Here is a 7,808-nt window from a genome sequence, read left to right as displayed (position 1 = left end):
GAGGTGCCGAGTGGTGGGGCAAGAGCCCTTTGGTTACTTTGGGGCTTTTCCAAAGTGACCCGCTGTAAGAGCGGAACCGATATCCGCCATCACCCAGCTAACGGATATGCCCCCCCCAAAGAGCCGCCAACTCAATTCCCCCCAGAGCGCCCAACTACCCAAACCCAAGAACCCGATAAAACCCACCTCAACCCCCACTAACACCGCGAAAAAATCCCCAGCAAATCAAGCGGCCAACCTCAGGCCTGCACAGACGCCACCTGCTTCCAATCCAGCGCAAACCGCGCCAGGTACTTACGCAAACGGTCCGCGTCATTCGGTTGCGCCTTGGCCTGACGCGACACACCGAACAACCGGCGCCCCGCATCCGAGAGGCTGTCGGACTGCCGACACACCTCAATCACCGCCTTCAGTTGCACCTGATCAAACAGATCCAGCTCCGTCGGCAGCAAGGCTTGCCAATCAGCCTGCGGCGCAGACAACCCCCAGGCATAACGCAAACGCTGAATTTCCTCTTCAGCCTGCGCCTCATCAATACGCCCACTGTCCGCCAGCGTGGCCATGCGGGTGATCGAGGCCGACAACTCACGAAAGTTACCCAGCCAGACGGCTTCGCTGGAGCAGGCAAACGCCAGGTAACGCCGCCGCGCCTCCAGGTTGAAACGCACGCGCCGGCCTTGCTCGCGGGCATGGCGCTCCAGTTCGAAATCGATATTGGGTTCGATATCCTCACGCCGGCCCGCAAGGCCCGGCAGGTCAAAGGTCCACAGGTTGATCCGCGCGTAAAGGTCTTCGCGAAACAACCCTTGCGCCACCCGCTCGCGCAGGTCGCGGTGGGTGCCGGCGATGATCAGGAAGTCGCTGCCCACCTCTTGGTCGGCACCCAATGGGTAGAAGCGTTTTTCTTCGATGGCCTTGAGCAGCATCGCCTGCTCATCCAGACCCAGTTCGCCGATTTCATCGAGAAACAGCATGCCGCCATCCGCCGCGCGCAGCAGGCCATCGCGGGCATTTTGGGCGCCGGTGAAAGCGCCCTTGATGTGACCGAACAACGCCGACATCGCGCCATCGCCGCGCAATGTCGCGCAGTTCACTTCAACAAAACGCCCCTGGATTTGGTGGCGGCTGCGCTTGAGTGCGTAGATGCGCCGGGCGAGGAATGACTTGCCGGCACCGGTGGGGCCGATCAGCAGCATCGGCGCCTTGGAGCGCACGGCCACGCGTTCGATCTGCTCGATGGAGTGGTTGAAAGCGCTATTGCGCGTGGCGATGCCTGACTTGAGAAACGCCAGGCCTTCCAGGCGCTTGTGGGCAAAGCGCGACGCGATGCGGTCGTAGCGCGACAGGTCGAGGTCGATCAGCGTGTGCGTGCCGGTGGCGGGCGCGGTGTCGTCACGGCGGCGGGCCGGTGCGGTCTGGATCAGGCGCGCCGGCAGGTTGCGCGCCTCGGTCAGCAGGAACCAGCAAATCTGCGCCACGTGCGTGCCGGTGGTGATGTGGACCAGGTAGTCCTCGTGCTCGGTGTTAAAGGCATAGTCGGTGGTGAAATCATGCAGCGCGGCATAGACCTCTTCGAAATCCCACGGGTTTTGCAGCGGCATCGCGTGCAGGCGCACCTCGGTGTGCGGGGAGATCTGCAGGATGTCGGCGCGCACCCGTTCGGCGAGGCTGACGTCGCGGGCATCGACGTCGTGGATCAGCTCCAGACGATCAATCAGTACATCGGCCTGCTGGCACAGACCGACGCTGGGGCGCCAGTGGTTCCAGCGGTTGGCGCCTTTGCCGACGCGGTCCAGCTTTGACCCGATAAACCCGATGGCGACGGTGCGCTTGTGCTTCATGGCTAGACCAAAATATAAGTGACGATAAGCAAGGATATGAATTGGCGAAGACGCTTGCCATCGATTTTCAGCGTTTAAATTCCATAATGGATAAATATTTATATAAAACAATGAGATATGGATTTATCTGGGTTTCGTAAAAAGCTGGCACGCCCGCTGCTATAGCCTGTTCAACGCCGCGATGACGGCTTTCCAAAAAAAGAATCGAGATCATGCAAGAGAACACCTACCAACTGCTGGAAGTGGCCAACGGCAAGCCGATCAAACTCTGGACCCAAGGTGTGCCGGTTGAGCCTGAAGCCCGCCAGCAGTTGATGAACACCGCCAAGATGCCGTTTATCTTCAAGCACCTCGCGGTGATGCCGGATGTGCACCTGGGCAAGGGTTCGACCATCGGCAGCGTAATCCCTACGGTGGGCGCGATAATCCCGGCGGCGGTGGGCGTGGACATCGGCTGCGGGATGATTGCCGCGCGCACCACGCTGACCGCCAGCGATTTGCCCGACAACCTCCACGGGCTGCGTTGTGCCATCGAGGCCGCCGTGCCCCATGGTCGTACCCGCAGCCGTAAAGGACGTGACAAAGGCGCCTGGGAGGACGTGCCGGCCCAGGCCGATCAGGTATGGGCGACGCTGCACCCCGGGTTCAAGGCAATTACCGATAAGTACCCGCAGCTTGAGCACAGCAACAACCGCCAGCATTTGGGCACGCTCGGCACGGGTAACCACTTTGTCGAAGTGTGCCTGGATGAAGCCAACCGTGTCTGGTTCATGTTGCACAGCGGTTCGCGCGGCGTGGGCAACGCCATCGGCAACCTGTTTATCCAGTTGGCGCAGGCGGACATGCGCCAGCACCTGGCCAATTTGCCGGACCGCGACCTGGCCTATTTCGAAGAGGGCAGCCAGCACTTCGATGACTACGTGCAAGCCGTGGGCTGGGCGCAGGATTTTGCCCGGCAGAACCGCGAATTGATGATGCGCGCGGTGGTTCAGGCCACGCGCCAGGTGATCAGCAAGCCGTTTGAAGTGGTGCTGGAAGGGGTGAACTGCCATCACAACTACGTGCAAAAGGAGCGGCACTTTGGTGAAGAGATCCTGGTGACGCGCAAAGGCGCGGTGTCGGCGAAAAAGGGCGAGCTGGGGATTATTCCGGGTTCCATGGGCGCAAAAAGTTTCATCGTGCGCGGCCTGGGCAACGAAGAGTCGTTCTGCTCGTGCAGCCACGGCGCCGGCCGCACCATGAGCCGCACCAAAGCGAAAAACACCTTCACGGTGGCCGACCAGATCCGCGCCACGGTCCACGTGGAGTGCCGCAAGGACGCCGATGTGATCGATGAAATTCCGATGGCCTACAAGGACATCGACGCCGTCATGCATGCCCAGCGCGAGCTGGTTGAAGTGCTGCACACCCTGCGTCAGGTGGTGTGCGTAAAAGGTTAAGAGGAGCACAACGATGGAAAGGGAAGAACGTCACCCACTCAGCGACGCCATGCGCGCGCGGGTGCTGGATGAGTTGGAACGCATAGAGCGCGAGCGCAACGTGAGCGTGCTGTATGCCTGTGAGTCGGGCAGTCGCGCCTGGGGGTTTGCGTCTACCGACAGCGATTACGACGTGCGCTTTGTCTACGTGGAAAAGCCTGATTGGTTTATGCAGGTGGATGCGCCGCGGGATGTGATCGAGCGCCCGCTGGATGACGAGCTGGATGTCAGCGGATGGGAGCTGCGCAAGACCTTGGGGCTGTTGCGCAAGTCCAACCCTACGTTGCTGGAGTGGCTGGATTCGCCCCTGGTGTATCGCCAGGAAACTGAGGCGACGGCGCAATTGCGGGCCTTGGCCGAAACGTTCTACAGCCCGCCGGCGGCGCGTAATCACTACTTGTCGATGGCCAGGAAGAATTTTCGTGGTTACCTGCAAGGCGAGGAGGTGCGGTTCAAGAAGTACTTCTACGTGCTGAGGCCGTTGCTGGCAGTGCGTTGGATCGACCTGGGCCTGGGACGCCCGCCGATGACCTTCGCCGACTTGCTTGGCACGGTGGATGACCCGCAACTGCTCGACGAAGTGGCAACGCTGCTGGCCCTCAAGCGCAATGCCGGCGAGGCCGCTTATGGACCACGGCGCCCGGCACTGCACGCATTTATCCAGCGCGAGCTGGAACGCGAAGTGCCGGTTTTGCCACGCACGCAAGCAGACGCAAAGCGCCTGGATCATTACCTTCGACACACGGTTAACCGCTACGCATAAGGACGAACATGAAACAGGACGTGATTGAACTCGACGGCGCCATTGGCGGTGGCCAGGTGTTGCGCAGTGGCTTGAGCCTGGCAATGGTGACCGGGCTGACGTTGCGCATCAAAAACATCCGCGCCAGGCGCAGTCGGCCAGGATTGATGCGCCAACACCTGACTGCCGTGCTGGCCGCCGCCCACGTGTGTGGCGCCACGGTGCAAGGGGCTGAGCTGGGCTCGCAGAACCTGCTGTTCGAGCCCGGGCCGATACAAGGCGGCGAGTACCGCTTTGCGATCGGCACGGCCGGCAGCTGCACCCTGGTGCTGCAGACGTTGCTACCGGCGCTGTTGCGCGCGCCAACCACCAGCCGCGTGACGATCAGCGGCGGCACCCATAACCCGCTGGCGCCTCCGGTGGACTTTTTGCAGCGGGCCTGGCTGCCGCTGTTGCGGCGCATGGGGGCGCGCGTCGAGTTGAACCTCATACGCTATGGTTTCGTCCCGGCGGGCGGCGGCGAAGTGGAGGCGTTTATCCAGCCATCGGACCTGCAGGCGTTGCAGCTGATGCAGTGCGGCAAGCTGCTGGAAAAACGCGCCATCGTCCTGAATGCCGGGCTGGCGGATCAGGTGAGTGAGCGTGAATTCAAGCGCGTCCGCCAGCGCCTGGGGTTCACCCAGGCGCAGCTGTTCCCGATAGACATTGACCCGCAGCAAGGACCGGGCAATGTGCTGATGCTGGAATACGTCCACGCGCAGGTCACCGAAGTATTCAGTGCGTTCGGCATGACCACCGTGCGGGCCGAGGCCGTGGCCGATGAGGCCATCAACCAGGCGATGGAGTGGCAGGGCACCGACACTGCGGTGGGTGAGCACCTGGCGGACCAACTGCTGTTGCCGATGGCGTTGGCCGGCGGCGGACGTTTTACCACGCCACACATGAGCGAGCACTTGCACAGCAATACGACGGTAATTCAACGCTTCCTGCCGGTGGTGATCGAAAGCCGTGTGCGCGAGGAGGGCGGGTTGCTGGTCGAGTGTCGCAGGGTCTGATCTGCTAACCTGCGCGGGTCAAAACCGCCCTTAGCCTGTGGATGTTCATCATGAATACGTGCCCCGTTCAGCCACCCCTTGAACCGCAGTCCGTCTGCCACCCCATCACCAGCAGCGCGATTTTCATGGTCGCCACCCTGACGCCCGGCAATCTCGACACTGTGCGGGCCTGGTGCGGTGACATAGCCGGGCTGGTGCGTTCGGTCGGCAAGCGCGTACCGGCAGGCAACCTGACCTGCGTCTGCGGGTTTGGCTCGGATGCCTGGGACCGGCTGTTCGGCGCCCCACGCCCGGCGGCGTTGCATCCATTTCGCGAGTTTGGTGTGCAAGGGCGCAAGGCCGTCTCGACCCCTGGCGACATCCTGCTGCACATCCGTGCCGAGCAGATGGACCTGTGCTTCGAGTTGGCCACCCAACTGATGGCGGCCCTGGGCGACAGCGTCCAGGTCGTGGATGAGGTCCAGGGTTTTCGCTACTTCGACATGCGCAGCATCATCGGCTTTGTCGATGGCACCGAGAACCCGGTGGGGCGCAAGGCGGTGGGTTTCACTATCGTCGGCGACGAAGACCGCGAATTCGAAGGTGGCAGCTACGTGCTGGTGCAGAAATACCTGCACAACATGGCGGCCTGGAACGACCTGACCGTGGAAGCGCAGGAGAAGGTGATCGGGCGTACCAAGCTGGCGGACATCGAACTGGATGAAGAGACCAAACCGAGCAACTCACACAGCGCGTTGACCGTTATCACCGACGAGCACGGTGAAGAAGTGAAGATCCTGCGCGACAACATGCCCTTTGGCCGCCCGGGCGCCGGTGAGTTCGGCACCTACTTTATCGGCTACGCGCGCTCGCCGAAGCCGCTGGAGCAGATGCTGGAAAACATGTTTGTCGGCCGCCCCGTGGGTAATTACGACCGCTTGCTGGACTTCAGCACGGCGGTCACCGGCGGCCTGTTTTTCGTGCCCTCGGCCGACCTGCTCGAAGCGTTGGCCGACCGCCAGCCTGGGGCTTAGCTCGGCACGGTTTAACTCAAGAAGCCGGTGCTGACCGCCACGATCAGGAAAATCCCCAGCAGCGCGCGGTAGATCACGAACGGCCAGGTGGAGAACCGCTCCAGGAACTTCATCAGGCCCCAGATGGCAAAGAATGCCGAGACGCTGGCGACCACCAGCCCAAAGATCAAGTGCGACCAGGCGTGGGCGGGCATGTCGGCGTGCAGCAGCACCCACAGTTCTTTCAAACCGGCGAGGGCGATGGCCGGCAGGCCCAGCAGGAAGGAAAAGCGCGCAGCTTCTTCACGCTTGAAGTTCAGGAACAGCGCGGCGGTGAGTGTCGAACCGGAGCGCGACACCCCAGGAATCAGCGCGCCAATCTGCGCGATACCGACAATCAGCGCATCGCGCAGACGCATTTCGCTCATCTCACGGGTGTGGCGCGCGCGCACTTCGGCCACTGCCAGCAATATCGCCATCACCACGCAGGCAATCCCGATCACCATCAGGCCGCGTAGCGGCGAGTTGCAGGTATTCAAGGTCGAAGACAGCGCCAGGCCGGCAATCCCAATCGGGATAGTGGCCAACACAATCGCCACGGCCAGTTTGAACCACCGGTCGTTGTAGTCGCCGCGGCGCACTGCACTGATGCTGCCGGTGGTCACCTGGCGCACGTCGCGCCAGAAATAACTGACCACCGCCGCCAGCGCCGCCAACTGCATGGCCGCGGAAAACGCCGAGCCCGGGTCTTGCCAGCCGAGCAGGGCGGGCACCACTCGCATGTGGGCCGTGGACGACACCGGCAACAGCTCGGTAATGCCCTGGATTACGCCCAGGATGAAGATCTGCAGGTAGTCCAGGGAGGCAAAGCCCACATCCAGGCCGGCGGAACAGACGTTTGTCAAAATACGTGTCCTTGAAAAAAGGGGCTTTTGAAGAATCAGTGGGCGAAGTTTATTCTAAATGTTTCAGGATATTGGACGCGGAAAAGCAAATTCGCAATCGGTTCAGCAAACAGAAAGGTTATGCAATGTATTGGCGTGTGTATCACTTTTGTGAACAATGGGGCCTTGCGTATTTTCACCGAGAGCCCAATGCCTGAAACCACCGTCGAATTGATCCAGACCGGCCCCGATGCGTCTGAGCTGATCCGTAATCTTTACCAGTACTATGCCTATGAGTCGTCAGACTGGGAGCAGGAAGATGTGGAGTCGGATGGCCGTTTCTACATCCATGACGAACACCTGACCCGCTACTGGCACGACCCGCAATGGAGCGCCAACCTGCTGCTGGTGGATGGCTACATCGCCGGTTTCCTGCTGATCGAAGGCAGTGAGCTGCCGGGCATCGACGCGCTGGAACTGGCCGACCTGTTCATCCTCAAGCGCTACCGCCGCAAGGGCATTGGCCGCGCTATCGCCACCCAAGTGCTGCGCAGTGGCGAGGCCAATTGGCTGGTGCGGTTCTACGATCAGGATGAAGTGTCGCAGGCGTTCTGGCGCGCGGTGCTCGATGACCTGCCGCGCCCGGTGCAGATGCTTGAGCTGGATGACGACCCGCAGTTGGTCAGTTATTTGATTACGCGGGCCGCGCTGCATTAAACACGATGTTGAACTTGGCCGGGCACGGCCGCACTTGAACTCGTCGGCCGGTTTCGCCCTGAATGGCACACGCCCAGGGGCGTCGCATCTGCTCTATTC

8 protein-coding genes are annotated in these 7,808 nt (G+C 61.5%); 5 read left to right on the top strand and 3 right to left on the bottom strand.

Going from position 1 to position 7,808, the window contains the following annotated elements; genetic code table 11:
- Nucleotides 1–239: 239 nt before the first annotated feature.
- On the bottom strand, nucleotides 240–1,841 hold the full coding sequence (gene rtcR / locus AACV02_RS30785; protein WP_119736108.1) for an RNA repair transcriptional activator RtcR: 1,602 nt from the start codon (nucleotides 1,839–1,841) through the stop codon (nucleotides 240–242).
- A gap of 67 nt (nucleotides 1,842–1,908) precedes the next feature.
- A complete protein-coding gene (locus tag AACV02_RS30780; RefSeq protein WP_157986799.1) occupies nucleotides 1,909–2,055 on the bottom strand; it encodes a hypothetical protein in 147 nt (48 codons plus the stop codon).
- Between AACV02_RS30780 and AACV02_RS30775 the strand changes: the two genes are divergently transcribed.
- From AACV02_RS30775 to AACV02_RS30760, 4 genes are read left to right on the top strand one after another with little or no spacing between them, the layout of a single operon-like run.
- Nucleotides 2,054–3,280: an RtcB family protein gene (locus AACV02_RS30775; RefSeq protein ID WP_119736106.1), complete on the top strand. Its 1,227-nt coding sequence runs from the start codon at nucleotides 2,054–2,056 to the stop codon at nucleotides 3,278–3,280. The two genes, AACV02_RS30780 and AACV02_RS30775, sit on opposite strands and share 2 nt — an antisense overlap.
- Nucleotides 3,281–3,293: 13 nt before the next feature.
- Nucleotides 3,294–4,082: a nucleotidyltransferase domain-containing protein gene (locus tag AACV02_RS30770; RefSeq protein WP_119736104.1), complete on the top strand. Its 789-nt coding sequence runs from the start codon at nucleotides 3,294–3,296 to the stop codon at nucleotides 4,080–4,082.
- Between the two features lie 8 nt (nucleotides 4,083–4,090).
- A complete protein-coding gene (gene rtcA / locus AACV02_RS30765; protein ID WP_119736101.1) occupies nucleotides 4,091–5,116 on the top strand; it encodes an RNA 3'-terminal phosphate cyclase in 1,026 nt (341 codons plus the stop codon).
- 50 nt (nucleotides 5,117–5,166) lie between these two features.
- Nucleotides 5,167–6,129 (top strand): Dyp-type peroxidase, encoded by a 963-nt coding sequence (locus AACV02_RS30760; protein WP_106579590.1) that lies wholly within the window; start codon nucleotides 5,167–5,169, stop codon nucleotides 6,127–6,129.
- 11 nt (nucleotides 6,130–6,140) lie between these two features.
- Here AACV02_RS30760 and AACV02_RS30755 read toward each other — a convergent pair whose 3' ends face one another.
- The gene (locus AACV02_RS30755) at nucleotides 6,141–7,013 is read right to left on the bottom strand and encodes an undecaprenyl-diphosphate phosphatase (protein WP_119736099.1); all 873 of its coding nucleotides are present in this window, start codon (nucleotides 7,011–7,013) and stop codon (nucleotides 6,141–6,143) included.
- A gap of 189 nt (nucleotides 7,014–7,202) precedes the next feature.
- On the opposite strand from AACV02_RS30755, the gene AACV02_RS30750 reads away from it, so the two are divergent.
- On the top strand, nucleotides 7,203–7,709 hold the full coding sequence (locus tag AACV02_RS30750) for a GNAT family N-acetyltransferase (protein WP_119736118.1): 507 nt from the start codon (nucleotides 7,203–7,205) through the stop codon (nucleotides 7,707–7,709).
- The last annotated feature ends 99 nt before the right edge of the window (nucleotides 7,710–7,808 follow it).

It is taken from the genome of Pseudomonas sp. Larv2_ips (genome assembly GCF_963879675.1).
GTDB lineage: Bacteria > Pseudomonadota > Gammaproteobacteria > Pseudomonadales > Pseudomonadaceae > Aquipseudomonas.
Note: the sequence above shows the minus strand (reverse complement) of the source record. Positions and strands in the feature narration are given on the sequence as shown.